This window comes from Haloarcula sp. JP-L23, assembly GCF_011602445.1.
Taxonomy (GTDB): domain Archaea; phylum Halobacteriota; class Halobacteria; order Halobacteriales; family Haloarculaceae; genus Haloarcula; species Haloarcula pellucida.
Map to the genome: position 1 here is coordinate 1,276,047 of NZ_CP050014.1, position 23,851 is coordinate 1,299,897.

27 protein-coding genes, 1 tRNA gene and 1 pseudogene are annotated in these 23,851 nt (G+C 67.4%); 17 read left to right on the plus strand and 12 right to left on the minus strand.

Annotation, left to right across the window (positions count from 1 at the left end; genetic code table 11):
* Window positions 1-24 precede the first annotated feature (24 nt).
* Window positions 25-717 carry a hypothetical protein gene (locus tag G9465_RS06500; RefSeq protein WP_166972930.1) on the minus strand — a complete coding sequence of 231 codons (693 nt, stop codon included), beginning with the start codon at window positions 715-717 and terminating at the stop codon, window positions 25-27.
* Between the two features lie 156 nt (window positions 718-873).
* Between G9465_RS06500 and G9465_RS06505 the strand changes: the two genes are divergently transcribed.
* The 3 genes from G9465_RS06505 to G9465_RS06515 all read left to right on the plus strand — a co-directional run bounded on the left by G9465_RS06505 (window position 874) and on the right by G9465_RS06515 (window position 3,684).
* Window positions 874-1,866 carry a DUF2332 domain-containing protein gene (locus G9465_RS06505; RefSeq protein WP_227015740.1) on the plus strand — a complete coding sequence of 331 codons (993 nt, stop codon included), beginning with the start codon at window positions 874-876 and terminating at the stop codon, window positions 1,864-1,866.
* Window positions 1,867-1,931: 65 nt separating this feature from the next.
* A complete protein-coding gene (locus G9465_RS06510; RefSeq protein WP_166968390.1) occupies window positions 1,932-2,630 on the plus strand; it encodes an alpha/beta hydrolase in 699 nt (232 codons plus the stop codon).
* 58 nt (window positions 2,631-2,688) lie between these two features.
* Complete coding sequence (locus tag G9465_RS06515) at window positions 2,689-3,684, plus strand: TIGR00269 family protein (RefSeq protein ID WP_166968391.1); 996 nt, start codon at window positions 2,689-2,691, stop codon at window positions 3,682-3,684.
* Window positions 3,685-3,744: 60 nt separating this feature from the next.
* Here the strand turns inward: G9465_RS06515 and ftsZ are convergent, their stop codons facing one another.
* From ftsZ to G9465_RS06535, 4 genes are all read right to left on the minus strand, one after another.
* Window positions 3,745-4,974, minus strand: a complete 1,230-nt coding sequence (ftsZ, locus tag G9465_RS06520; protein WP_166968392.1) for a cell division protein FtsZ — start codon at window positions 4,972-4,974, stop codon at window positions 3,745-3,747.
* A 2-nt stretch (window positions 4,975-4,976) separates the two neighbouring features.
* The gene (locus G9465_RS06525) at window positions 4,977-5,165 is read right to left on the minus strand and encodes a ribbon-helix-helix domain-containing protein (RefSeq protein WP_166968393.1); all 189 of its coding nucleotides are present in this window, start codon (window positions 5,163-5,165) and stop codon (window positions 4,977-4,979) included.
* A gap of 217 nt (window positions 5,166-5,382) precedes the next feature.
* Entirely contained in the window at window positions 5,383-6,012 is a 630-nt protein-coding gene (locus G9465_RS06530) for a zinc ribbon domain-containing protein (protein ID WP_166968394.1), read from the minus strand.
* Between the two features lie 83 nt (window positions 6,013-6,095).
* Window positions 6,096-6,314: a hypothetical protein gene (locus tag G9465_RS06535; RefSeq protein WP_166968395.1), complete on the minus strand. Its 219-nt coding sequence runs from the start codon at window positions 6,312-6,314 to the stop codon at window positions 6,096-6,098.
* Window positions 6,315-6,438: 124 nt separating this feature from the next.
* On the opposite strand from G9465_RS06535, the gene G9465_RS06540 reads away from it, so the two are divergent.
* Window positions 6,439-6,512: transfer RNA gene (locus G9465_RS06540), tRNA-Tyr, on the plus strand.
* Window positions 6,513-6,729: 217 nt separating this feature from the next.
* Here the strand turns inward: G9465_RS06540 and G9465_RS06545 are convergent.
* Complete coding sequence (locus tag G9465_RS06545; RefSeq protein ID WP_166968396.1) at window positions 6,730-7,254, minus strand: GNAT family N-acetyltransferase; 525 nt, start codon at window positions 7,252-7,254, stop codon at window positions 6,730-6,732.
* Window positions 7,255-7,307: 53 nt separating this feature from the next.
* Window positions 7,308-8,489 carry an alanine--glyoxylate aminotransferase family protein gene (locus G9465_RS06550; protein ID WP_166968397.1) on the minus strand — a complete coding sequence of 394 codons (1,182 nt, stop codon included), beginning with the start codon at window positions 8,487-8,489 and terminating at the stop codon, window positions 7,308-7,310.
* A 585-nt stretch (window positions 8,490-9,074) separates the two neighbouring features.
* Here G9465_RS06550 and G9465_RS06555 point away from each other — a divergent pair.
* Window positions 9,075-10,063, plus strand: a pseudogene (locus G9465_RS06555) (aldo/keto reductase).
* A 438-nt stretch (window positions 10,064-10,501) separates the two neighbouring features.
* Window positions 10,502-11,287 (plus strand): YihY/virulence factor BrkB family protein, encoded by a 786-nt coding sequence (locus G9465_RS06560; RefSeq protein WP_227015741.1) that lies wholly within the window; start codon window positions 10,502-10,504, stop codon window positions 11,285-11,287.
* Between the two features lie 116 nt (window positions 11,288-11,403).
* On the opposite strand, the gene G9465_RS06565 is transcribed toward G9465_RS06560, so the two are convergent.
* Window positions 11,404-12,063 (minus strand): helix-turn-helix domain-containing protein, encoded by a 660-nt coding sequence (locus G9465_RS06565; protein WP_166968398.1) that lies wholly within the window; start codon window positions 12,061-12,063, stop codon window positions 11,404-11,406.
* 118 nt (window positions 12,064-12,181) lie between these two features.
* On the opposite strand from G9465_RS06565, the gene G9465_RS06570 reads away from it, so the two are divergent.
* The 8 genes from G9465_RS06570 (at window position 12,182) to G9465_RS06605 (ending at window position 17,843) form a co-directional block, all read left to right on the plus strand.
* Window positions 12,182-12,430 (plus strand): PRC-barrel domain containing protein, encoded by a 249-nt coding sequence (locus tag G9465_RS06570; protein WP_166968399.1) that lies wholly within the window; start codon window positions 12,182-12,184, stop codon window positions 12,428-12,430.
* Between the two features lie 118 nt (window positions 12,431-12,548).
* Complete coding sequence (locus G9465_RS06575) at window positions 12,549-13,187, plus strand: HAD family hydrolase (protein ID WP_166968400.1); 639 nt, start codon at window positions 12,549-12,551, stop codon at window positions 13,185-13,187.
* A complete protein-coding gene (gene cbiB, locus G9465_RS06580; RefSeq protein ID WP_166972934.1) occupies window positions 13,184-14,101 on the plus strand; it encodes an adenosylcobinamide-phosphate synthase CbiB in 918 nt (305 codons plus the stop codon). Before G9465_RS06575 ends, cbiB begins: the two co-directional genes overlap by 4 nt.
* A complete protein-coding gene (cobS, locus tag G9465_RS06585; RefSeq protein ID WP_166968401.1) occupies window positions 14,092-14,865 on the plus strand; it encodes an adenosylcobinamide-GDP ribazoletransferase in 774 nt (257 codons plus the stop codon). Before cbiB ends, cobS begins: the two co-directional genes overlap by 10 nt.
* Before the next feature lie 2 nt (window positions 14,866-14,867).
* Complete coding sequence (locus G9465_RS06590; protein WP_193571746.1) at window positions 14,868-15,407, plus strand: NTP transferase domain-containing protein; 540 nt, start codon at window positions 14,868-14,870, stop codon at window positions 15,405-15,407.
* A 41-nt stretch (window positions 15,408-15,448) separates the two neighbouring features.
* Window positions 15,449-16,495: a threonine-phosphate decarboxylase CobD gene (gene cobD / locus G9465_RS06595; RefSeq protein ID WP_166968403.1), complete on the plus strand. Its 1,047-nt coding sequence runs from the start codon at window positions 15,449-15,451 to the stop codon at window positions 16,493-16,495.
* Complete coding sequence (locus G9465_RS06600) at window positions 16,488-17,183, plus strand: adenosylcobinamide amidohydrolase (RefSeq protein WP_166968404.1); 696 nt, start codon at window positions 16,488-16,490, stop codon at window positions 17,181-17,183. The genes cobD and G9465_RS06600 overlap by 8 nt, the downstream gene beginning before the upstream one ends.
* A gap of 9 nt (window positions 17,184-17,192) precedes the next feature.
* A complete protein-coding gene (locus G9465_RS06605; RefSeq protein ID WP_166968405.1) occupies window positions 17,193-17,843 on the plus strand; it encodes a cob(I)yrinic acid a,c-diamide adenosyltransferase in 651 nt (216 codons plus the stop codon).
* Between the two features lie 11 nt (window positions 17,844-17,854).
* Here the strand turns inward: G9465_RS06605 and G9465_RS06610 are convergent, their stop codons facing one another.
* Complete coding sequence (locus G9465_RS06610; protein WP_166968406.1) at window positions 17,855-18,124, minus strand: hypothetical protein; 270 nt, start codon at window positions 18,122-18,124, stop codon at window positions 17,855-17,857.
* 76 nt (window positions 18,125-18,200) lie between these two features.
* Here G9465_RS06610 and G9465_RS06615 point away from each other — a divergent pair, with 76 nt between their 5' ends.
* The 3 genes from G9465_RS06615 to G9465_RS06625 are packed head-to-tail and all read left to right on the plus strand — an operon-like array spanning window position 18,201 to window position 21,031.
* Complete coding sequence (locus tag G9465_RS06615) at window positions 18,201-19,676, plus strand: cobyric acid synthase (RefSeq protein WP_166968407.1); 1,476 nt, start codon at window positions 18,201-18,203, stop codon at window positions 19,674-19,676.
* Between the two features lie 57 nt (window positions 19,677-19,733).
* A complete protein-coding gene (locus tag G9465_RS06620; protein ID WP_166968408.1) occupies window positions 19,734-20,501 on the plus strand; it encodes an AAA family ATPase in 768 nt (255 codons plus the stop codon).
* Window positions 20,498-21,031, plus strand: a complete 534-nt coding sequence (locus G9465_RS06625; RefSeq protein ID WP_166968409.1) for a hypothetical protein — start codon at window positions 20,498-20,500, stop codon at window positions 21,029-21,031. Before G9465_RS06620 ends, G9465_RS06625 begins: the two co-directional genes overlap by 4 nt.
* Window positions 21,032-21,040: 9 nt before the next feature.
* Here G9465_RS06625 and G9465_RS06630 read toward each other — a convergent pair whose 3' ends face one another.
* The 3 genes from G9465_RS06630 to G9465_RS06640 all read right to left on the minus strand — a co-directional run bounded on the left by G9465_RS06630 (window position 21,041) and on the right by G9465_RS06640 (window position 23,810).
* Window positions 21,041-21,274: an HTH domain-containing protein gene (locus G9465_RS06630; protein ID WP_166968410.1), complete on the minus strand. Its 234-nt coding sequence runs from the start codon at window positions 21,272-21,274 to the stop codon at window positions 21,041-21,043.
* A 45-nt stretch (window positions 21,275-21,319) separates the two neighbouring features.
* On the minus strand, window positions 21,320-22,753 hold the full coding sequence (locus G9465_RS06635) for a carotenoid oxygenase family protein (protein WP_227015742.1): 1,434 nt from the start codon (window positions 22,751-22,753) through the stop codon (window positions 21,320-21,322).
* 262 nt (window positions 22,754-23,015) lie between these two features.
* Entirely contained in the window at window positions 23,016-23,810 is a 795-nt protein-coding gene (locus tag G9465_RS06640; RefSeq protein ID WP_166968412.1) for a winged helix-turn-helix domain-containing protein, read from the minus strand.
* Between the last annotated feature and the right edge of the window lie 41 nt (window positions 23,811-23,851).

Below are 23,851 nucleotides of genomic sequence, written 5' to 3' on the forward strand. Positions count from 1 at the left end.
CCGACACAAAATAGCTGGGTCGACTCAGACGACGTCGCCGCGCACCGTCGCCCCTTCCTGACGCTCCCGGTAGGCCCGCACCGCGTCGGCCGCCTCGTCGGCCCCCTCGGCGTCCATCCCCAGCATCTCCAGTGCGCCCGACAGCGTCGGCAGGACGAACTCGCCGTCGCGCAACTTCTGGAAGGCGTCCTCGGACCGCTGGCCGCCGTCCGACGTGTCCGACGAGGATCGTCCGCTCGACTCACCGTCGACCCACAGACAGGCCCCGCGCGGGTCCAGAATCTGCTCGTAGTCGTCGCGTGCCATCGCGCCCTTCAGACGCTGGGTGACGTTGTCGTCGAAGGAGGCGTTACACACTTCGAGGTGGATGGGTTCGTCCTCGTCGTCCGGCAGGAGGTGGGCGGCGAGGCACTTCTCCGGGGCGGCGTGGCCGTTCGTGTTGGCCCGGAGGTACTCTGGGTACTCGTCGGCCCACGCCGCTCGGACCGTCTTCCCGACGCCGTCGACGCCGTGGCTCCGCTGGAACTCTTCGGCACGCTCCGGGGCGTCCTTGAACAGGATGTCCTTGGTGACGTAGACGTCCAGTCGCTCGATGGGGTCCAGTCCCAGCGCCACGTCGCCGTACACCCACACCTCGCGGACCGGAACCGGCATCGTCTCGTCCTCGACGGTCGCGACGATGTCCTCGACCCGTTCGACGGCCGCCGCGCGGTCCATGCTCATCGTCGCTGGCTAGTGGACGGGCGGGCAAATCGCTGACGCTCTGGGCCGGGGAATCTTTCTGTCCGGTCGCCACGGACGAAATGCTGATACAGTGGGCACTGGATGCACGCGTATGACCGACACTGCCGAGACGTTCCGGTCGTTCGTGGAGTGGGCCGAGGGGTCGACCCGCTCTATGTCCATCTCGCCCGCCGCGTCGCCGCTGACGCCGACCCGGACCTGCTGGCCGTGGCCGAGGCGGCCCCCGAGGACCGAGCGACGGCGAACCTCCTTTTCGCCGCGGTCCACTTCCTCCTCGAGCGGTCTCCGGACCATCCCCTCGCCGCCTACTATCCGACCCTCACCGACGACGCGCGGAGCCCCGACGACGACTGCTATCCGGCGTTCCGTGACTTTTGTCTCGACCACGCCGACGAGGTCCGCTCGCTCCTTCGGCGGCGTCGCACGCAGACGAACTCGGTCCGACGGACCGCCGTCCTGTATCCGGCTATCGCGCACGTGGCCTCGCGCGTCGACGGTCCCCTCGCGCTGGTCGAACTCGGCCCGAGTGCCGGGTTGAACCTCCTGTTCGACCGCTATCGGTACGACTACGGCGACCGTGTGGTCGGGGCCTCGGAGTCACCTGTCACTATCGAGAGCGAGATTTGCGGCGGCGACCCGCCGCTCCCGACCGACCCGCCCACCCTCCACTCGCGCGTCGGGGTCGACCTGAACCCGCTGGACGTGACCGACGACGCCGACGCGGACTGGCTTCGCGCGCTCGTCTGGCCCGCCCACGAGGACCGGCGGGCCGTCCTCGACGCCGCGCTCACCGTCGCCCGCACGGACCCGCCACGGCTGGTCGCGGGCGACTTGCTGGAGGACCTGCCCGGTGTCCTCGACGAGATACCCGAGGACGTACCGGTCTGTGTGGTCAACACGCTCGTCCTGTATCAGGTTCCCGAGGCAGTCTGTGCGGAACTGGAGACGTACCTCACCGAACGGATGACCCGGCGGCCGCTCCACTGGCTCACCGGCGAGACGGAGCTGTCGGGCGGTGAGTCGGTGCGGCTCGACTGGGTCCGGGCCGAAGGGAACGGCGTCGAGCGGACGCGTCTCGCCGACTACGAGCCCCACGGCGCGTGGGTCGACTGGCGGGCGTAGGAAACTCAGTGGCCTGTGTCGGGCGTTCACGTGCGTTTTTGTCGTCCGCGGCTGAACGGTGGGCTATGCAGGTCCGGGTCTACGACGACGGCGCCGAACGGGACTGCCTGTTCGTCCTCGGGTGGGGGAACCGCTGTCGCCACGAGAACGTCCAGTGGCTCGTCGACCGCGTCGCCGAGCGGTACCGGGTCCACGCCGTCGAACTGCCGACCCACATCACCGACGTCCAGCGCGAGTGGGTCGACCCGGTCCGCGAGTACGCCGCCGAGTTGGACGAGTTCGCGGTGTTGGCCCACAGCGCCGGCGGGTTGACGACGGCCCACGCCGACCTCGACGGCGTCACGAACCGCGTGTATCTGAGCCCGTGGTGGGGGAGCGACTTTCCCCTGCCCGACCCGGTGGTCGACGCCATCGCGAGTCTCCCCGTGCGCACGCCGTGCATCCCGACCGGCAACATCGAGGCCGAGACCATCGGTGACCTCGCCACCGACGCCCAGTTAGCCGACGGCCCCGACGCCGCCTCGCCCGCGTTCCTGCGGACGACTCGGCGGGCCCACGCCACCCTGCCGCCCGCCCGCGAGAACGCCGTCGCGTTCTGTACGCTTACCGACGAGGTCGTTGACCCGCGGGCCATCGGCGCGCGACTGCCCGCCGACCGCATCCGTCTGTACGACGGCGGCCACGAACTGTTCAGTTCGAGTGCGAGAACGAGACACGTCGACGCCGTTCTCGATGCCCTCGCCGAGGGGCCGGCGGCGCTCTGAGTCGGGCGTCTGTGCCGAGACGAAACTCTCACCACCGCCCGCACGAATATCCCAGACAATGGAGTGTGACAAGTGCGGGGACGACGCGGTGCTGCACGCGGCCTACTCTGGACTCTACCTCTGTGAGGACCACCTCTGTCGGGCCGTCGAGAAGCGCGTCCGACGACGCATCCGCGAGGACGGACTGGTCCCGGACGACGCCACGCCCGAGGACCCCGAGACGTGGGTCATCGGCCTCTCGGGTGGGAAGGACAGCGTCGTCCTCACGGAGATTCTCCACGACGTGTTCGAACAGGACCCCCGAATCGAACTCGTCGCGCTCTCTATCCACGAGGGCATCGAGGGGTACCGCGATAAGAGCCTGGAGGCTTGCGAGGAACTGACAGACGACCTCGGTATCCGCCACGAGGTGGTCGCCTACGCCGACGAGTTCGACGTGCAGATGGACGACGTCGTCGAGAAGGACCCCGAAGGGATGGCCGCCTGTGCGTACTGCGGGGTGTTCCGCCGCGACGTCCTCTCGCGGTACGCCGAGAAACTGAGTGCGGACAAACTGCTGACCGGCCACAACCTAGACGACGAGGCCGAGACGGCGCTGATGAACTTCCTCGAAGGCGACGTCGACCAGATAGCCAAACACTTCGACGCCTCGCTGGGCCCGTTCGAGGCACACGACGGGGCGCCGACCGAGCAGACACGCGAAGCACAGGACCACCACGTCCCGCGCGCGAAACCGCTCCGGGACGTCCCCGAGAAGGAAATCGCGCTGTACGCCCGGTTCCGCGACCTCCCGGCTCACATCACCGAGTGCCCACACGCCGAGGAGGCCTATCGCGGTGAGATTCAGGAGTTGATGCTCGGTCTGGAGGAAAACCACCCCGGGACCCGCCACTCCATCATGGCCGGCTACGAGAAACTCGCGGCGCTCGCGGCCGAGGCATACGGCGGCGAGAACGCCGACACCGACTTCGGCGAGTGCGAGCGGTGTGGCGCACCGACCGCGCGGGACCTGTGTCGGAAGTGCAATCTGCTGGACGCGCTCGAAGCGGTCTGATTCGACGCCGTCGTCGCGGTCGAACGGAGAGAAAACGGAGAACAGAACCGAGGCCGAACGTTACTCGCTGGTCCGGATGACGTCGAGGCCGTTGTTCTTCTCACGCTGGTCGCGGCCGCCGTCGGTCTCGCCGTAGCCGGTGTGACCGCCGGAACTGCTGCCGCCGGCACTGGCACCGTCGAAGCTCTCGACGTTGTCGCTCGCGTCGAAGGAGGTGTCGTCGCCGACCTCCTGGATAGCCTCGCGGGACTTGTTGGCCTGCTTCTGGGTGGTCGGACCGAGTACCTGCGCGGACTGGACGCCGGTCATGATGGCCATGACGCGGACCTTGCCTTTGTACTCTTCCTGAATCCGGGCACCCCAGATGACGTTCGCCGAGGCCTCTAAGCGCTCGGTGATGTTCTGGGCGATGCCCTCTGCCTCCTTCAGGGTGAGGTCCGGACCGCCGGTGATGTGGACCAGCCCACCGCTGGCACCGCGGTAGTCCACGTCCAGCAGCGGGTGGTTCATCGCGTCCTTGACGACCTCTTCTGTCTTGTTCTTGTCTTGGGTCTCACCCACGAGCATCACCGCGACCCCGCCCTGATTCATGATGGAGGTCATGTCGGCGTAGTCGAGGTTGATGAGGCTCGGTTGGGTGATGGTCTCCGAGATGCCCTTGACGGTCTCGGCGATGATCTGGTCCATCACCGAGAACGCCTTGCCGATGGGCAGGTTCGGGACGTAATCGAGCAGGCGGTTGTTGTCCAGCACGATGATGGAGTCCGCTTCGTTGCGGAGCTTCTCCAGCCCTTCTTCGGCCTTGACCGTGCGGGCACGCTCGACGTTGAACGGCGTCGACACCATGCCGACGACGATTGCGCCCTGTTCTTTCGCGATCTTCGAGACGACGGGGGCGGCACCGGTGCCGGTCCCGCCACCCATCCCGGCGGTGACGAACACGAGGTCCGCGTCGCCGAGTACCTCCTTGATGGTCCCCTGTGCCATCTCGGTGGCGCGTTCGCCCATCGAGGGGTCGCCACCGGCACCGAGGCCGTTGGTGAGGGACTTGCCGACCAGAATCTTCGTGTCGGCCTCGATCATCTTCAGGTGCTGCTTGTCCGTGTTGATGGCCACGGTGTCGGCACCTTCGACGCCGATGTTGTAGAGCCGATTGACGGTGTTGTTACCGGCACCACCACAGCCGACGATGACGATGCGCGGGTCACCGAATCCGTCGACGTCCTCGTCGGACAGTTGCTTCTGTTCCTGCTCGTCGCGTTCGAGGGCCTCGTTGACGATGTCCTGCATCGTTACGCCCTCGCCCAGGTTCGCTTTCGCTTGCCCTTCTCGGAGGCACGTTCGGAACCGTCCTGTTCTGCGAGCATCTCACGGACGGCCGACCGGATCGCTTCGCTCCGGTTGGGGTACTCCCCCGTCTCGACCATCTGTTCGACCTCTTCGATCTGCTGCTTCGGAATCCGTAGTGTCACACGCTCCATGGTTAGTTGTCCCCTTTGGGTAAGACGGTCCGAACGGGGCGTGTTTACGACCCGCACGACCGTTTACACAGCGAAACCGCCGGACGGTGACGGGGATGCCACCCCGACGCCCGCTGTGTAAGACGACCGTCTTACGCACAAGGTACCACAGACTGGGGGATATTAAAACTACCGCCGAGTGTATGACAAAATCGCGTTTACGAGTTTAGAACGCCCGCTACCGTTCGTTTGCACCACTTCGCGTCTGCTCGAGGACGTCGGCGGCTGGCGTCCGTCGACCACAGCTCGGGCAGAAGCCCCAGTCCGACCGGAGTTCGTCCCCGCAATCACAGAACACGCGCCGGGACGCCTTCTCTCCACAGTTCGGGCAGTAAACGTGGTCTGGAGACAGGTTCTCGCCACATTGGGCGCACGGTTGGGGCTCCACTTCCGGCGCGTTTTCACGTCCGCCGGCCGCTGTCTTACGACCGTCGCGGTCGTGTGATACGTCTCCCGACGCGTCGTTAGACACGCGGTCTGACGCGGTGGCTGACTCACCTTGATTGGCCGATACAGCGCCTGTATCCCCATCGAGGCTGATGTTTACGTTGACGTCCTGTGGCCGGCGGTCCGGGACCGCCTCCTCCAGTCGGTCGGCGATGATGGCGTCGACACGGTCCGCGATGAGTTCGTCGATGCTCTCGGTGTCGGTCACCGGTTGTGCATCGGGCGAGCGGGTGTCTGACGACTCCGTGTCGTCGTTCAGGTACGCTCGGAGCGCCTCCCGCATGACCTCACTCTTCGAGGCGTCGAACGCCTCGAGCCGCTCGATGAGGTCGTCGTCAGCGCGGAACGTGATCTTGCTCATCCGACTCGTCATACACGTTGTCACCCGAGTATTTCAATCTTCCCGCTGTGTCTGACGGGCGTCTGCCGATGCTGACGAAACAGTTACTCGCGGGGGTCGAACCCGACGCTCCAAGCGTCGCCGCAGTTCGGACAGTCGATGCGATAGGTGTTCGACCGCAGGAAGTGTGTTTCTTCCTCGACAGCGAACTCACCCGCGTCACGAGCACACGGGACGTGGAACCCTTCGTCGCAGTGGTCACACATCACCGACTGTTGCTCGTTGGTCAGCGGGTCACCACAGTATGGGCAGTCGGTGAGCACGTGTACATCCAGCTACAACGAGCGGTGGTTTACGTGTTGCGTGGGCGGACCGTGTGACTGCTCCGCGAACCTCCGCCGAATAACAATCCTTAAGTCTGGACGGCGGGGTAATTTCGGGTACAGCCCGCCCTTAGCTCAGACTGGTAGAGCAGTCGACTGTAGATCGACTTGTCCCCCGTTCAAATCGGGGAGGGCGGACTCTTCCTGCGAACGCTAGTGGGCAGTGACGAGTCGTTCTCGCGACGATTTGAACACGAGAGTCGCAGCGCGCGCCGACGAGCGTAGCTCGGCTTGTCTCCGCACGGGTGATGTAGAGCGCGGTGCGACCGAACAAGGCTGTCTCGGGCGTTCGAATTGGGCCACCATGGCCGTCCCCGTCTGACCCCGCACGCGGTGCGATGCTGGTGTCGGTACGCTATCTATCAATCGCCGTCTCGTACAGCGCCAAGTCCAGCGTGACTGGGCCGAAGTCGACCGGCACTTCCCGGACACAGGTGAAACCGAGGTACTCGTAGAATCCCCGTGCGGTGTCGTTCTCGGTCCCGGTGTCCAACACGAACCGACGGTAGCCCTCGGCCAGCGCACGCCGTTCGAGGGCACGGTAGACGGCGCTTCCGACGCCGCGCCCCTGTCGGTCGGGGTCGACGCGCATCCGCGTCAGTTCGGCAGTCTCGTCGTCGAGTGCGACGTGGTCTCGTTTCCACTCGGATGGAGTGGTGTAGGCACCGGTGGCGACCACGGTTCCGTCGAGCGTCCCGACGAGGAACTCGCCCTCGCCGTCTAGGTAGTGGTCGCGGACCGCTCGTAAGTCGTCGTCGGGCGCTTCGGGAACGTACTCCGGTGTCTCTGCCATCGCAATCTCGTTCAGTTCGCGGACCCGGTCGCCGTCGCCGGCTTGATAGCGGCGGACGGTGACGGGGGCGTCGTCGCTGTCTGACACGGGCGACTCGACGGCGACCGACTATTCAAAACTGGTACCCCAGTGCGAGGGCGTCACAGCGCGTCGCTGGTCGCGGCCAGCCCGGCTTCGACGTCCACGTCGGCGCCCTGTTCGGTGAGCGCGTCGCCGAGTGCGGTCATGAGGTAGCTGACGTTCTTCGCACGGGCGGAGTGGCCCATACAGCCGATACGCCAGATGTCGCCCGCCAGCGCACCGAGGCCGCTCGCGATTTCGAGGTCGTACTCCTCCAGCAGGTATTCGATGACTGCACCGTCGTCGACGCCGTCGGGGACGCGAACGGTGTTGAGGCTCGGGAGCCAGTAGTCCTCGGGGGCGTTCATCTCCAGTCCCATCGCTTCGACGCCGGCCTTGAGCGCGCTCGCGACCGAGCGGTGACGCGCCCACCGTTCCTCGATACCCTCCTCGGCGACCAGTCGGAGCGCCTCGCGCAGCGCGTAGACGTTGGTGATGGGTGCCGTGTGATGGTAGGCTCGTTCGTCCCCCCAGTAGCCTTCGAGCAGGGAGAGGTCGAGGTACCACGAGCGTGGCTGGGTTTCGCGAGAGAGCACCTTGTCCATCGCGGCGTCGTTGAGCGTCAGCGGACTCGCGCCGGGTGGACACGAGAGGCACTTCTGCGGGCCGGAGTAGGCCACGTCGACGTCCCACTCGTCGGCGCGGAACTCCACGCCGCCCAGCGAGGTGACCGTGTCCGCAACCACGAGCGCGTCGTTCTCGTGGGCGATGCTCGTCAGTTCCGGGACCGACGGCTGGAGGACGCCGGTGCTCGTCTCCGCGTGGACGAAGCCGAACACGTCGGGACTGTGCTCGTCGAAGGCCGTCTCGACGGCGACGGGGTCCAGCGGTTCGCCCCACGGGGCGTCGACGGTGACGACCTCGCCGCCGGCGCGTTCGGCCATGCTGGCCATCCGGTCGCCGAAGTAGCCGTTCGTCGGGACGAGCATCGTATCGCCGGGTTCGACGAGGTTGCCGACGGCGGCCTCCATCGACGCCGACCCGGTGCCGGAGACGGGAATCGTCCACTGGTTGTCGGTGCGGAAGGTGTACCGCAGTAGTTCCTGTACCTCGTTCATGATGTCGATGAACGAGGGGTCCAGATGGCCGACGAGTGGCGTACTCATCGCCCGCAACACGCGCGGGTGGACGTCGCTCGGACCGGGGCCCATCAGTGTGCGGTTCGGCGGTACCAACTCTCCGACGTCTGGTTTCTCCACCATACTCGGCGAATACGGCCCAATTTTTATGAACAATGTGGTTCGGGACCAACTCATCGCCGTCGGACATATCAGATCACATACTATGTGGACTGTCGTGTAAGGATAGTGGGATATCTGCTCGGAGAACGGTGCGGGTGTGGTGTACATACTTCTACGTATTCGGGCGGGTAGCGAGACAGTGCACGCGCCCAAACCCGGACCATCCCGAATCCGAGAACCACCAGACTGCGGCCGGACGAGCGGCGTAAACTATCCTCGCTCTTTTTGACAGTGTGGGTCTAAGCGTGGCTGTGGTCGTCGATGGGAGTCTTTGACAAAGCACGCACCGTTTCCCAACTCGGGGAGCGAACGAGACGTCCGTACATATGTATCGTATGTGAGGCGTCACTGGAAGTCCAGCACCACTCCTGTCCCGTCTGCGGTGGATACGACATCCGCCGGGCCAAGTGGGTCGAGTAGCCCTCGGCGTCCACGCTGGCACGTCCCTGCCAACGCTATCGGGCTTCACTGCCCTTTTCGGTCGTGTACGACGGTTAGCGTGCCGCTTGCCACAGCCACAAGTGTCCGGAAATCGTACCGCCAGATATGCATCGACGCCAACTCGGGACGACGGGCTACGACGTGACAGACGTCGGCTTCGGCACCTGGAACATCGGCGGCGACTGGGGCGACGTCGACGAAGAGGACGGCCGTGCGGCGGTTCGGGCCGCCCTCGATGCGGGTATCGACTTCATCGACACCGCAGACGTCTACGGCGACGGCTTCAGCGAACAGCGCATCGGCGAGGTGCTCGACGAACGTGGCGTTCGCGACGAGGTGACCGTCGCGACGAAGGCCGGACGGCGGCTGGACCCGCATACCGCCGACCGGTACAACTACGAAAACCTCTCACAGTTCGTCGATCGCTCGCGAGAGTATCTCGGCGTCGACTCGCTGGAACTCGTCCAGCTCCACTGCCCGCCGACCGAGGCGTACTACCAGCCAGAGACGTTCGAGGCGCTGGACCGCCTCAAAGACGAGGGGAGGATCGACCACTACGGCGTCAGCGTCGAGAAGGTCGAACAGGCGCTAAAGGCAATCGAGTACCCCGGCGTCGAGACGGTCCAAATAATCTTCAACATGTTCCGCCAGCGTCCCGCGGAGCTGTTCTTCGAGGAGGCAGCGCGACGGGACGTCGGCGTCATCGTTCGCGTCCCGCTCGCGTCGGGCCTGCTGACCGGGGAGCTCTCTCGGGACACGGAGTTCCCGGAAAACGACCACCGCAACTTCAACATCGAGGGCGAGGCGTTCGACCGGGGCGAGACGTTCGCGGGCCTGCCGGTCGACGACGGGTTCGACGCCGTCGACGAACTGCGTAGCCACGTCCCCGAGCGGATGTCGATGGCCCAGATGGCGCTGCGCTGGATTCTCGACCACGACGCGGTGTCGACGGTCATCCCCGGATCGACGACGCCCGAGCACATCGAGGCCAACGCGGCTGTCAGCGAAATGGACCCACTCCCTCACCAGACCCACGGGCGGTACGCGACGTCTACGAGGAGTACGTCTTCGACGCCGTCCACCACCGCTGGTAGCGAGTTCTAATCAGTTTACGTATCATTCTGAGATCAGAGATTCACGCGGCCCAGAAACCACTGTTTCGTCTGGAGGGCCGCCCCCGAGACCTTCCTTAGTCGGGTGGTTCATTTACGAATTCTGACTGTATACGACAGGACATACATACGAAATCAGACAGTTTATCCGCTTGGTTATATACTAATACAGACACTTGTCGGACGCCGGTCGAGTCCTGCTCCCCGCGACAGTGGTGGCTGTACTCACAGTCGCCGTCGGACTCGTTGCCGTCTCGGTCGGCGACGAGTTCGGCGTGGCCCGCGTCGGTTCGGCGGCCGACACAGTCCCGTTCTGTCGGGCGCTCCCTGTGCTTGCCAGCGCCTGCCGTCCGCACTTTTCCCTACGAATCCACGTCGACCTATGCACGCTGTCTGGCCGTCGTATGGCGACGATATCCGGTGTCTGGACACCACCCGGTCTCGACGATGAGTGTCTTCGAGACCGGGCGCGACGTCGTCGGGACGGTCCGCGAGGAGAACGTCCCGTTCATGGCGGCGAGTATCGCCTATTACGGCCTCGCCTCCATCGTACCGCTGCTCGTCGTCTCGCTGGCCCTCCTCTCGGTGGTCGGCGGGACGCAGACCCTGCTGGACCTGCTCCGGTCGGCGCTCACGGAACACTGGCAGGCCGTGTTCGAGCAGGTACTGGCGAACACCCGCGGTCACAGCACCGCCGGGCTGCTCGGACTGGCGGCTGCCGTCTGGAGCGGGAGCAAGGTGTTTCGTGGCCTCACCATCGCCTTCACGGAGGTGTACGGCAGCGTCTCGAACGTCTCGCTCCCCGCTCGACTGGCTCGGAGCCTGTTGGTGATGGGCTTGCTGCTCGCTGCCGTCGGCCTCCTGTCTGCGACCGCCGTCGTCCTCACCTACGCCGACCTCCGGATACCCCACCCGCTGTTCGTCGGTGCGGTCGCGGCACTGGCGGTCCTCGTCGTCGCGTTCGTCCCCATCTACTACGTCATCCCGCCGGTCGACACGACCCTCCGTCACGTGCTCCCCGGGACCGTCGTCGCCGCCCTTGGCTGGGTCACTATTCCGGTCGCGTTCCGCTACTACGCCGGGGCTGTCGGCCAGTACGCGGCCTACGGGTACATCGGCGCGATTCTCCTGTTCGTCACTGCGCTCTATCTCGCCGCCATCGTGCTCCTCCTCGGCGTCGTGATCAACGCCGCGCTCGACTGGTAGCGCTCGCCGCATGCCCGAGAGCGAGACGGGACACCGTTCACTGAGCACCACTCGTGACTTGCGCTGGCAAGCAGTACGCACCTCCTCGCGGCACCCGTCTCGTCGTCTCGGAGCGCTCACTCCAGTTCGGCCATCCCGACGAACAGCGTGTCCTCGACGAGCGCGTCCGTCGCCCGCCTGAGACGCTCGGACGCCGCCTGATGTGAGATGTCGAGGTCGTCGGCGAGTTCCGAGAGGCTCACCTCCCGCGGGACTTTGAAGTATCCCTGTCGCGACGCCTCCGAGAGCACTTCGTACTGTGCGCTGGTCAACCCGTAGCGACCTGCCGGGCCTTCGTCCAGTTCGCGGATGGACGACACCTCGAACTCCACGCCGTGTTCCGTACAGAAGTCGTGCGTCTTCGAGAACAGCGACCGGCGAGGGTAGAGGACCCGAACCTTCCAGCGATCGCCCTGTCCGACGGCGTCGAGGACAGTCGCCTCGGAGTTCGTGAGCATCTGCATGATGAGGTCGATGCGGCTGACCCACTCCATCCTGAACAGACACTCGTCGTCGAAGTCGCCGAGGAGCGTGACCTCGTCGACCGTCGGGTCTTCCTCCAGCGTCGCCTCGATTTCCGCCCGTGAACTCCCCCGAACCCACAGCATCGGCATGAGTGCGTCGTCGCCGCTGGTCACGATTCGCTCGACTTCGAACAGCAACTCCGGTAACGCCTCCAGCGAGTGGTTGAGCGCCAGATCACTGGCCGGCACCGTCCCGGATACGATGGTGGGCATCAGTGGCCGATATGCGACTGGCGGGCGTTTACAACTTTCCGTTGGCTGGGTCACCGCTGGTGGAGTTGCGTGTGCAGGCACCACTGTGGTGTACGGCGCACTCCTCCTGTCGAGTGCAATGTCGACAGCCCAACTCACGAACGACGACATCGGGAAGCAGGTCGTCGCCGCCGACGGCACCGCGGTCGGCCTCGTCAGCGGCTACAGATACGGGACGGCCTACGTCGACCCCGACCCGGGAATAACGACCAAACTCAAGACGGCGCTCGGCTGGGAAGATACCGACGAGGAGGAGGGCTATCCGCTCCAGGAAGCGTCGATAGCCACCGTCACAGACGACGAGGTGCGACTGCGGTCGGACCTGTAACGCCGTCTACGGTGCACTCCGTTTTCGACGCGCTTCGACGCCGCTAGCACAGCGGTTCGCTCGTCGACTCCTCCACGCCACCGCACAGTTCAAGTGTGATTGCAGTAACCACACGGACGTGGCACTCTCCGTTGACCTGTTCGGGACGCTCGTGGACGCCGACCGGCCCGACGCGCCGTGGGACGCCGTGGCCGACAGCCTCGCTGCGCGGGACGTCCGCGTCCCCGACGACTGGGAAGCCGCCTACCGGAGTTCCCACCGCGAGTACGAGCGCGGTCGGGAGGCGCCGCTGGACGAACACGTCCGCCTCGCGCTGGCGAGCCGCGGCGTCGACGTCTCGTCCGACACCGCACGCGAGGCCGTGCTGGCGGCGTTCGACGCGCCGGTCACCGTCAGGGACGGCGCTCGCGACGTTCTCAGGGCCGCCCACGACCGCGGTGGAGTCGCCGTCTGCTCGAACTGCAGCGTCCCCGGACTGGTCGAGCGAACGCTCGCTCGGGCCGACCTCGGCCACGAGACGGACCTCGGGCCGGATAGCGTCGTCACGAGCGTCGACTGTGGCTGGCGCAAGCCCCACGAGCGAATCTTTCAGGCGACGGCCGACGCACTCGACATCCCGCTCTCGGGGCTCGTCCACGTCGGCGACGACGCCCGCACGGACGGCGGGGCCGACCGGGTCGGGGCGACGTCGGTCCTCCTCGACGACGCGTCGCTGGCGACAGTCGCCGACCGACTCCGGGAGGGGTCGCTGTGCTGACCGTGGCCGCCGCCGTCGTCGTCGCGGCGGTGCTGGAAGCGACTATCGGCGAGCCACCGACGCGGCTCCACCCCGTCGCGTGGTTCGGGTCGCTGGTCGCGCCGCTGGACCGCGAGTGGTCGCGCCCGCTCGCAGTGGGTTCGCTCGCGGCGCTGGCGCTCCCCCTGTTCGCGGCGCTCGTTGCCGTCGCGACGGTTGCGACGGGCAGTACGGTCCATCCGACCCTTGGCGTTCTCCTCGCCGGCGTCGTCCTCTTCCTGACGACCAGCCTCCGACGCCTGCTGGACGCCGCTCGGTCGGTCGTCGACGACACCGAGACGGACCTCGCGGCCGCCCGCGAGGGACTGCTCGCGCTGGCCGGCCGGGACGCCGGCGACCTCTCGCCCGCCCTCCTGCGGAGTGCGGCCGTCGAGAGCGCCGCCGAGAACCTCGCCGACGGACTGGTCGCCTCGCTCGGAGCGTTCGTCCTCGCGGCCGTTCTCGCGCCGCTCGTCGGGCTCTCGGCGCTCGCACTGGCCGCCGCGGCGGCCGCGTGGGTCAAGGCGGTCAACACGATGGACTCGATGCTGGGCTACCGCTCGAAACGCGTCGGGACCCCGGCCGCACGACTCGACGACGCCGTGATGTGGCTCCCGGCCCGTGTGAGTGCGCTCTTGCTCGCCGTCGCGTTCGGGGACCTGCGCTCGCTGCTGGACGCTCGCTCGTGGCTGGACCGCGTCCCCTCGCCGAACTCCGGGTGGCCGATGGGCGTCACGGCGGCCGCACTCGACAGTCGACTGGAGAAGCCCGGCGTCTACGTCCTGAACGCCGACATGCCGCTCCCGACCGTCGCGAGCGCTCGACGCGGCGTTCGACGGGTCGGCCTCGCCGGCCTCCTCTCCTACGCGCTGGCGGGGGTGGTGACGTGGCTCTGAGCGCGCTCCGCGGCGCGCTGGGGTTCCTCTCGCGACTCCCCGTCGGCCACAGCGAGACGGCGTGGGACGCCTTCACCGCGACGCCTGCCGCCTTCCCGCTTGCAGGGTACGTCGTCGGCGCACTGGTCGCGATTCCGTTCCTCGCCGCCGGAGTGCTGCCGGCGCCCGTCGTCGCGGGGGCGTACCTCGCGGCTGTCGTCGTCGTCACCGGCGTCAACCACGCCGACGGCCTCGCCGACCTCGGGGACGCCGCAGTCGTCCACGGCGACACCGCCGAACGCCGCGAGGTGATGCGTGATACCACCGTCGGCGTCGGCGCGGTACTCACACTCGGGACGGCCCTGCTCGGACTGGGGCTGGGTGCGCTGGCGGTGGCGCGACTCCCGCTGCTGACCGCCGTCGCCGTCGTCCTCGCCGCCGAGGTGGGCGCGAAACTCGCGATGGCGACGCTGGCCTGTCTGGGGACACCGAGTCACGAGGGTTTCGGGTCGACGATGCTCGATGGCAACGAGGCGACGGACCTCGTCGTTCCGCTTCTCGCGGCGGGTCCGTCGGCCCTCCTCGCGTTCCCCGCGACGGCCGTCGCGAGCGTCGCGAGCGTCGCTGTGGCCGTTTCGCTGAACCGGTGGGCAGACCGACGACTCGGCGGCGTCGGCGGCGACGTGTTCGGCGCGGCCAACGAACTCGCTCGCGTCGTTGCACTCCACGCCGCTGTCGCGACGTGGGCGCTGACCGACTGGGGGGTGCTCGCGTGGACGCCCTAGTGCTGTGTGGCGGGCGGGGCACCCGACTCGACACAGCGGTGGAGAAGCCCCTGTTTCGGGTCGGCGGCGTCCCGATGGTCGACCGGGTGGTCGATGCACTCGCCGAGAGCGGCGTCGAAGAGGTGTACGCAGCCACGTCACCGAACGCACCGGCGACCAGTGCCCACCTCGACGTCCCGGCTATCGAGACGCCCGGCGACGGCTACGTCGCGGACCTCGACGCGGCGCTTTCGGACGACCGCCTCTCGACGCCGGCGCTGACCGTCGCCGCGGACCTCCCCCTGCTCGACGGCGAGATACTCGACCGGGTGCTCGCTGTTCACGAGGGCGGGTCGATGTCCGTGCTGACGCCTGCCGCCCGCAAGCGCGACCTCGGCGTGAGCGACGACACGACCTTCGAGCGTGACGGCCGTGAAGTGGCGCCCACGGGGGTCAACGTCGTCGACGAGACGGGCGAGGACGCGTGGCTCACCGACGACGTTCGGGTGGCGGTCAACGTCAACACCCTCGCGGACGCCCACGTCGCCGAGCAGTTTCTGTAGCGCGCGAAACTTTCTCCTCGGTCCTCCCCTTTGGGGACGGCATGGACCCGGACACAGTCGAGCAGTTGCGCGCCGCTGGCGAGTCGGACCCACACATCGACGCCGATGGGCGTGTCCCGCACGGCAGCAGCGACGACCCGAACCTGCTCGACTTCAGCGCGAACACGAACCCCGAGGTACCGTCGGGTGCCGCCCGGGTGTTCAGCGCGGCCTTCGCGGCGTCACGCTCGTACCCGGCCGACGACTACCTGAGGTTTCGGACGGCCGCCGCCGAGTTCGTCGGCTGTGACCCGTCGCAAGTCATCCCGACCGCGGGCGGCCTCGAAGCGATTCGGCTCGCGATACAGACGACGGTTCGGCGCGGCGAGAGCGTCCTCGTTCCGACGCCCAGTTTCGGCGAGTACGTCCGCGAGGTGCGGTTGCAAGGCGGTGAACCCGCGCCCGTCGGTCACGACGAGATGCTCGACAGCGACCCCGCGCCACACGCGATGGCAATCGTCTGCAACCCGAACAACCCAACCGGCGACTGCTACGACGCCGAGGCCCTGCGAGCGTTCGCCGACCGCTGTCGGGCGGCAGACACCACGCTGCTCGTCGACGAAGCGTTCCTCGGGTTCACTGACGACCCCTCGCTGGCCGGCCGGGCGGGCGTCGTCGTCGCTCGCTCGCTGACGAAACTGTTCGGCCTGCCGGGCGTCCGGATGGGCTACGCCGTCGCCAGTGAGGCGGCCCGGGACCGACTGGCGACCGCCCGGCGCGCGTGGTCGATGAGCGAACCAGCGGCGGCGGTGGGCGAGCACTGCTACCGGGACGAGGCCTTCGTCGAACGGACCCGAGAGCGGGTCGGCGACGAGCGCGAACGGATGTACGAGCGCCTGTCCTCGCGCTTTGGCGTGTATCCGTCCGACGCGCCCTTCCTCCTGTTCGAGGTGACGGACACGACCGTAGACGACCTGTTGCTGACCGCCCGGGAACGGGGTATCGCGCTCCGGGACGCCCGCACCTTCCGGGGACTCGACAGCCACGTCAGGGTCGCGGTTCGCACCCCCGAACAGAACGACCGACTGCTGGAGGCGCTGGGTGTTTGAGACGACCCGCCGGGACGGCATCGTGCAGGCCCGACGAGAGGGAGCGCGCTGGCTCTCGACGGCGTGGGACGGGGGCTACCGCGACGCCGACGCCGTCTACAACGTCACGGTGCCGACCGGGTTCGAACGCACCGACCTCGACGCTTACCGCGAGGAGCGACTGGCAGACGCCGGGTTCTCGGTCGGGCCGACGCTGCTCACCGGTGTCCACATGGACCATGCCCGCCGTGCAGACAGCGGGCCGGTGACAGTGCTGGCGACAGCGGGTCTCTCCAATCCAGCGGCGTTGCCGATGGCCGACGAGACGGAAGCCGGCACCGAGAGCGGCGACGCCGCCGACTGGCGACCCGGAACCGTCAACCTCGTCGTCGGCGCCGACCGGGCGCTTTCCGAGGGTGCGCTCGCCACCCTCCTCGCGACGGCCGTCGAGGCGAAGGCGGCGACGTTGCTGGACGTGGCCGGCGTCCCGGGGACCACGTCGGACGCCGTCCTCGTCGGGTCGGTGCCCGACGCCGACCGGGTCGCGTTCACCGGGAGCGCCACGGAGGTTGGGGCCGCGGCCCGGGCCTGCGTGAGAGACGCCGTGATAGCGAGCCTCGATGCCCGCTACGACGAGGGCCCGCCCGGCGTCGACGAGGCCGAGTACGGCGTGCTCACTGACCGTCAGACCGATGTTCGCGCCCCCTGAACTTCGGGTATGAGCGACAACACTGCCGGTCCGACCGCCGAGTCCATCACGCCGAGCGCACCCGAGGAGTTCGGCCTCGTGCAAGTGTGGTGGGGCGACGGCAAGGGCAAGACCACGGCGGCGCTGGGGATGGCGACCCGCGCCGTCGGCCACGGCTACCGCGTCCACCTCCTCCAGTTCATGAAGGGCGGCACCGGAACCGTCGAGGACGTTCGCGGCGAGTACAACGCCGTCGCGGCCCTGCCGGGGTTCTCCTACGAGAACGCCGGCCACTACGGTTGGCACGGCTTCATGGACGGCAGCGACGACGACGAACACGAGGCTCGCGCACAGGGCGCACTCGCTCGTGCCCGGGAGATTCTCGACGCCAGCGGCGAGGCCGACCTCTCCGAACCGCTCGACCCTGAGGGACCGCCCAAAGACGGCGTCAATATGCTCGTCGTAGACGAGATTCTGTACGCCGCCAATCGCGGCCTCGTCGACCCGGCGGACGTCGTCTCGCTCGTCGAGGCCAAACCAGACGACGTGGAACTCGTCCTCACCGGGGGCCACGAGCGCCCCGAGTACGTCTTCGAACACGCCGACCTCGTCACCGAAGTCGGGAAAGTGAAACACCCGCTTGAGGCCGGCCACTCGGCGCGGAAAGGCACCGAGTACTGACGGTCGGCCGGCTACGACTCCGAGCGCAACTCCTCGAGGTGGACCCGTGCCGCCGCGATGTGGTCGTCGGCTATCTCGTCGCCGGTCCCGGCGACGTTGTCCAGCAACTCGGCAATCGTCTCTAGTCGTCGCCGCCGGACCGCCGGGTCGAGGTCCCCCTCCGCCACGTCGCGCGCGACGGCCTCCGCCTCGCCGAGCCACCGACTTGCGGTCCGCTCGACGGGGCGCTCGCCGGTCGCGGCGAGGTGGTCGTAGACGGCACTCACTCGGTCGTCGGTCACGCCGTCGGCTTCGACCGGCGACCGGAAAAGCCCGCCGACGAACCACTCATTGTCGTGGGGGCCCGAGAACCGGTCGATGGCCGATACCGTCCTCGTCGCCGGAACCGCTTCACACGTAGGAAAGAGTACGGTTGCGGCCGGCCTCTGTCGTCTGCTGGCCGACCGCGGCGTCTCCGTCGCGCCGTTCAAGGCCCAGAACATGAGCACGAACGCGCGAGCGACGCCCGGCGGGGAAGTCGGCGTCTCGCAGTACGTGCAGGCCCGCGCCGCCCGCGTCCCGGCGACGACGGACCACAACCCCGTCCTACTCAAACCCCGCGGCGACGGCGAGTCCCAACTCGTCGTCGACGGCGAGGCAGTCGCGAACGTCGCGGCCGGCGAGTACTACGAGAGTCACTGGGAGATGGCCCTCGACGCCGCCCGCGAGGCCCACGCGCGACTCGCCGCCGACCACGACGTCGTCGTCGCCGAGGGGGCCGGCTCTATCGCCGAAATCAACCTCCACGACCGCGACCTCGCGAACGTGGAGACGGCCCGCTTCGCCGACGCGGACATTCTGCTGGTGGCCGACATCGAACGCGGCGGCGTGTTCGCCTCGCTCGTCGGGACGCTCGAACTCGTCCCCGAGGACGTACGCGAGCGAGTCGTCGGCGCCGTCGTTACGAAGTTCCGGGGCGACCGCTCGCTGCTCGACCCCGGACTCGACGCGTTCGAGGACCGCACCGGCGTCCCGGTCCTCGGTGTCCTCCCCTACGACGACCCGGGCCTGCCCGAGGAGGACAGCGTCGCCCTGCCACCCGTCGGCCAGCGGTCGGTCCGGGGTGCCGACGACGGCGTCCCCGACGACCAGAGCGTCACCGTCGCGGTGCCGCGACTCCCGCACATCTCGAACTTCACGGACCTCCAGCCCCTCGCCGCTGAACCCGGCGTCCGGGTCGCCTACGTCCCGCTTTCTGATTCGCTTGCCGACGCCGACGCGGTGGTCCTGCCGGGGAGCAAGAACACCGTCGACGACCTGCTGGCGCTTCGAGCGGCCGGCTTCGGCGACGCGCTCGCGGCCTTCGACGGACCGGTCGTGGGCCTCTGTGGTGGGTACCAGATGCTCGGCGAGGTGATTCTGAACGCGGCTATCGAAGGCACCGGGGGACAGGAGCGCGTCGACGGGTTCGGCGTCCTCCCGGTCCGGACCACCTTCTCGGCGGAGAAGACGGTCGAACACGTTACGCGGGAACTGGACGGCGCTGGCCCGCTGGACGGCGCAGCGGGGACCGTCGAGGGCTACGAGATCCACATGGGGGACTCCGAACCGACGGCCGACGTGGCCCGTCCGTTCGGCGGGGGCGGCGCGGCCACGACCACCGCCGTCGGGACGTACCTCCACGACCTCTTCGTGAACGACTGCGCACGCGATGCCTTCGTGAGAAACACGTTCGAAACGGTCGGAAACGACTCTCCAGACGGCTCCGAGGTAGCCCGGCCCGACCCGTACGACCGAGCGGCGACGCTCGTCGCGTCCCACGTCGACCACGGGCCGCTGCCGGTCGAGTGGTAGTTTTTTCACCACGCTCTTCCACGAACTTTATATGCGAGCGAGCGGGCAGTAGGGAGCATGGTCGAAGTGTTCGCGGTCGCCAGTGGCAAGGGGGGGACTGGCAAGACCACGAGTACGGTCGCGCTGGGGATGGCGCTCGCCGAGCGCTACGACGTGACCGTCGTCGACGCCGACACCGGGATGGCGAACCTGCTCTTTCACGCCGGCCTCTCTGAGGCGGAGACGACACTCCACGACGTACTGGCCGATGACGCCGCCGTCGCCGACGCGGCCTACGAGCGCTTCGGGATGACCGTCATCCCCTGCGGGACGAGTCTCGACGGGTTCCGGGACGCCGACCCGACGCGCCTGCGGGACGTGGTCGCGACGCTCGCGGCCGATACGGACGTCATCCTGCTGGACTCCCCACCGGCGCTCGATAGCCGGGCGGCCGTCCTGCCGGTGGTGATGGCCGACCGCATCGTGGTGGTCCTCCAGCCGACGATTCCCGCCATCTCGGACGGCCTGAAAGTACAGGAGTACGCCACGTCCTACGGCACTGGCATCGCTGGCCTCCTGTTCAACAAGGTCCGGGAGGACGAACGCATCGACGACGTCACAGCGAAGACCGAACGCTACTTCGACGGCCCGACGCTCGCCGCCGTCCCGGAGACTGAACGGGCCCGCGAGGCCCGCCGGGCCGGCAGACCGCTCCTCGCTCACGCACCCGACTGTGCGGCCGCGGCAGCGTACCACCGCGCGGCCGACGCGCTCTCGGTCGATCACGGAGAGTCCGGCGACGTCGCCGACCGGTTCCGCAGCGCGGTCATCCCGGAGACGCCATGAAGCTACCCCGCGGAACGCTCCGGAAGTCCCGCGTGGTGAGCGATCCACGCGAGACGCTCGCGGACGTCCTCGACCGGACGGTGACCGGCTACGCCGTCTTCGAGTCACAGGAGACGCTCTTGCTCGATGCCGACGGGCGCGGCGTCGTCACCTTCGAGGACGGTGTCCCGGTGCTGGCCTACCACACTGGCACCGACCGCGGCGGGCCGAGGGCGTTGGCCGACCTCGCCGTCCCCGGCCCGTACCACGTCTCCGTGTTCGAACTCGATACGGCGGACCTCGCCACCGCCCACGAGGCGGCGGAACTTCGGGTCCCCCCGGGGATGCCCGCCGAACGACTCGCAGGCGACCCGGCACTGGCAGACAGTACGCGGCGTGCGGCCCCGGACGACCGGACACCGACGACGGCCCAGACGGCAGACGACCACAGTGCTGTCGAGGCGTTCCTGGAGGACGAGGAGAAGATAGCGGCGATTCGAGAACAGGCCCGCGAGGAGGCGCGCGCCCGAGCGGACGAGTGGGACTTCTGACCTGCGGCGTCAGTCAGTCCGGACCGGAATCCACCAGACGCGCGAGCGGCCGCCGACCTTTTTGCTCGTGATGTCCGTGTCCGATTCGAGACTGTGGAGTTTGTTCAACGCGGTGCGGCGGGAACAGCCGAGTCGGTCGGCGACTTCCGACGCAGTCAGGGGTTCGGCGTAGTCGTCCCGGTCTTTGAACACTTCGATGACGTCCGATTCAGTGTACTGGACCTCACGTCCGGGCGGTGACATAGACGAGAGAACGGCTGCCGGGTACTTAATTGTCGCCCGGGACAGTCACGCCATACTCCGCGTGGGGGCGTCGTCGGCGTAGAACTGGCCGTGGAACCCGTAGGGCACGCGATGAGGGAGCGGCGCACGGGCCAGTTCTGACATGGTCGCCGCGTCCAGTACGAGGAGGAACGACCGGTCACGCCTGCCGTCTAACACCAGACTCAGCACGACGCCGCCGTCCTCACTCCGGGCGTCGGGCCGCCGGACGAACATCGGTTCGCCCGGGTACGTCTCCGGTTCGGACCACGTGACCGCTTTGCCGTCGGGAACCGACACCTTCGCCACCCGAGTGGGGAGGCTGGCCCCGCTCTTCGAACTCGTCTCGGCGACGTAGACGTAGTCGTAGGGCCGACCGAGACGGCGAGGGTAGTCGACGACGGGGAACTCCAGTTGGCCCTCGCGAACGGTCTCGAACGTGGCCCGGCCACCGTTCAGTGGGAGTCGGTAGCGCCGGAGGTCCCCCTGTGGTACCGAGGGTGACTCGCTCCGGAGGTTCGCCAGTACGAGGTCGGTCACCGCTCGCTCGTCGGGATAAGCGACGAGGTCCACGACCAAGTCGTCGCCGTCGGGGAACGCGTTGGCGTGGTGGTAGACGAACATCGGGTCCGTCTCGACCCGCGCGACCACTGCCCCGGTCTCGCGGTCCACGACGACGAACTCGCCGACCCGGTCGAACCGCTCGAACGCGTCGAGAAGCGTCTGTCGCGTCGCGGTCCCGACGAGCAACGCGGTGCGGTCCAGTCCGAACGGCATCGACGGAATCACGGCGAACCGCTCGGTCAGGGCGAAAGAGTGGACGTAAGGGGCGTCGTCGAACGTGAGGCTCGCCGTCGTCTCGACGGTGGTGTCGTCCCGTCGGAACAGCGTGTAGGTCGTCTCGAGTCCGTAACTGACGCCGAGGTTCACCAGCGTCTCGCGTGCCGGGTCGTAGTGTGGGTGGCCCAGCGTCAGGTCGGCGTCGACACCGTCGGTCAGGTCGATTCGACCCGTCGTCGCGAGCGTCTCGGGGTCGACGGTCAGCGCAACGGCCGACTCGGTGACCGCCGCCAGTTCGTCGCCGAATCTGGCGACGCCGATGACCGGGTTGTCCGGAAACTCACTGGAGAGGGCCTGCCAAACGCGGGTCCAGACGGGGCGGTCTGGCGGCGTGCCGGGAAACGGCGTTCTGACCCGGCCGCGGTCCCGCGCGAACTCGAAGTCCCGGCTCCGGACGAAGCGGTTGGTGTAGACGACCCCGTCGTCGATGCGGAACCCGCGAAGCATCGCCAGCGGGTCGAACCAGTGTCGAAGCGCCGTCTCACCGACTTCGAACTGTCCCGGGCCGTTCTGGACGTACCGGCCGGTGAGCCACGCCGGCAGGTCGCCTTCCACGGGGAGACGCTCGCCGAGGACTTCCTCGCGCTGTGTCTCGAAGCCAATGCTGTGTGAGGGACTCACACACGCTTTAGGGACGCGTCGGTCAAGAACGTGCGGACGACGCATGCAAACCCGGTGATTTCTGCGTGGTGTTACAGGGGCTGTAACATATATCAGCGGGTAAGTATAGAACGTATCCCCCCGGACTACTCGATGGGGAGACCCCCTCCACCTCATGTGGGCGCCCACGCTGGTGTCCGTGGTGCGCTCACGTTTGCGATTCCGCTTCGGCCTTCCCCCCGCTGACGTCAGTTAGGGTTGCACTCCATCAACTGGCGTCTTTTCAGGAGTAAATCGCCGAGAGCGGTTCTGCTCGGTCTCGATGTCGTTCGAACACCCCAGTTGCCCAGTCGACGACTTCCGGACCGCCCGTCTCCAGCAACGCCCTGATGTTGTTGTGTTCGTCGTAGGCCGCCAGACAACAGCGGCTCGCCCCGTCGACGACGAGGCCGAACATGAGCGGGTCCTCGTGGATGTATATCGAAATCCGGTCGTGTTCCAGTCCGCGTTCGAGCGCCTCTCCGTACTCCTGTTCGGACCGTTCGAGGACCGTCTGGTCGATGACGAACTCGATGGACGTACCCGAGGCCAGCAACTCCGCACCGACTTCGTTGAACGGCTGTGCGACGATCGGCGAGACCGCGCGGACGTCGCTGTCGACCGCCCGGAACCACTCGGTGAACCGATTGACCGCGGCCAGCGGGTTCCCGTCCAACCCGACGGTCAGTCGCCCGTTCTCTAGGGCCTCGGTCGGTAGGTCGTCGTCGATGGTGTCGAGGTGTGTCGCCAGCGGCCCGAAATCACGTGCCCGCTCAATCTCGGAGAGGAGCGACTGGTACTGCTCGCAGACGCGCCGGCCAGTCACCGTCGGCCGATACTCGCCGTCGCGTTTCACCACCCACTGCCGCTCTCGGAACCCCGCCAGGATGCGCTGAATCGTCGTCCGCGTGGCGTCGACCTCGTCACAGAGTTCACAGGGGCGTGCGGACGATTCACACAGCGAGGACAGCACGCCGTAGCGTTGTGGCGAGCCGGTGAGGAACTGGACGTCCTCGAAATCTTTAGTACCTGGTTGCATACCCGTTGTTCGTTCATTGTTGGCCTGCATTGTTAGTGAAT

Excerpts from the sequence above, each read along its gene's own strand:
- G9465_RS06500 (WP_166972930.1), bottom strand. The coding sequence starts at position 717 with ATGGACCGCGCGGCGGCCGTCGAACGGGTCGAGGACATCGTCGCGACC.
- G9465_RS06510 (WP_166968390.1), top strand. The coding sequence starts at position 1,932 with ATGCAGGTCCGGGTCTACGACGACGGCGCCGAACGGGACTGCCTGTTC.
- G9465_RS06515 (WP_166968391.1), top strand. The coding sequence starts at position 2,689 with ATGGAGTGTGACAAGTGCGGGGACGACGCGGTGCTGCACGCGGCCTAC.
- ftsZ (WP_166968392.1), bottom strand. The coding sequence starts at position 4,974 with ATGCAGGACATCGTCAACGAGGCCCTCGAACGCGACGAGCAGGAACAG.
- G9465_RS06525 (WP_166968393.1), bottom strand. The coding sequence starts at position 5,165 with ATGGAGCGTGTGACACTACGGATTCCGAAGCAGCAGATCGAAGAGGTC.
- G9465_RS06530 (WP_166968394.1), bottom strand. The coding sequence starts at position 6,012 with ATGAGCAAGATCACGTTCCGCGCTGACGACGACCTCATCGAGCGGCTC.
- G9465_RS06550 (WP_166968397.1), bottom strand. The coding sequence starts at position 8,489 with ATGGTGGAGAAACCAGACGTCGGAGAGTTGGTACCGCCGAACCGCACA.
- G9465_RS06565 (WP_166968398.1), bottom strand. The coding sequence starts at position 12,063 with ATGCCCACCATCGTATCCGGGACGGTGCCGGCCAGTGATCTGGCGCTC.
- G9465_RS06570 (WP_166968399.1), top strand. The coding sequence starts at position 12,182 with ATGTCGACAGCCCAACTCACGAACGACGACATCGGGAAGCAGGTCGTC.
- cobD (WP_166968403.1), top strand. The coding sequence starts at position 15,449 with ATGGACCCGGACACAGTCGAGCAGTTGCGCGCCGCTGGCGAGTCGGAC.
- G9465_RS06605 (WP_166968405.1), top strand. The coding sequence starts at position 17,193 with ATGAGCGACAACACTGCCGGTCCGACCGCCGAGTCCATCACGCCGAGC.
- G9465_RS06615 (WP_166968407.1), top strand. The coding sequence starts at position 18,201 with ATGGCCGATACCGTCCTCGTCGCCGGAACCGCTTCACACGTAGGAAAG.
- G9465_RS06620 (WP_166968408.1), top strand. The coding sequence starts at position 19,734 with ATGGTCGAAGTGTTCGCGGTCGCCAGTGGCAAGGGGGGGACTGGCAAG.
- G9465_RS06625 (WP_166968409.1), top strand. The coding sequence starts at position 20,498 with ATGAAGCTACCCCGCGGAACGCTCCGGAAGTCCCGCGTGGTGAGCGAT.
- G9465_RS06630 (WP_166968410.1), bottom strand. The coding sequence starts at position 21,274 with ATGTCACCGCCCGGACGTGAGGTCCAGTACACTGAATCGGACGTCATC.
- G9465_RS06640 (WP_166968412.1), bottom strand. The coding sequence starts at position 23,810 with ATGCAACCAGGTACTAAAGATTTCGAGGACGTCCAGTTCCTCACCGGC.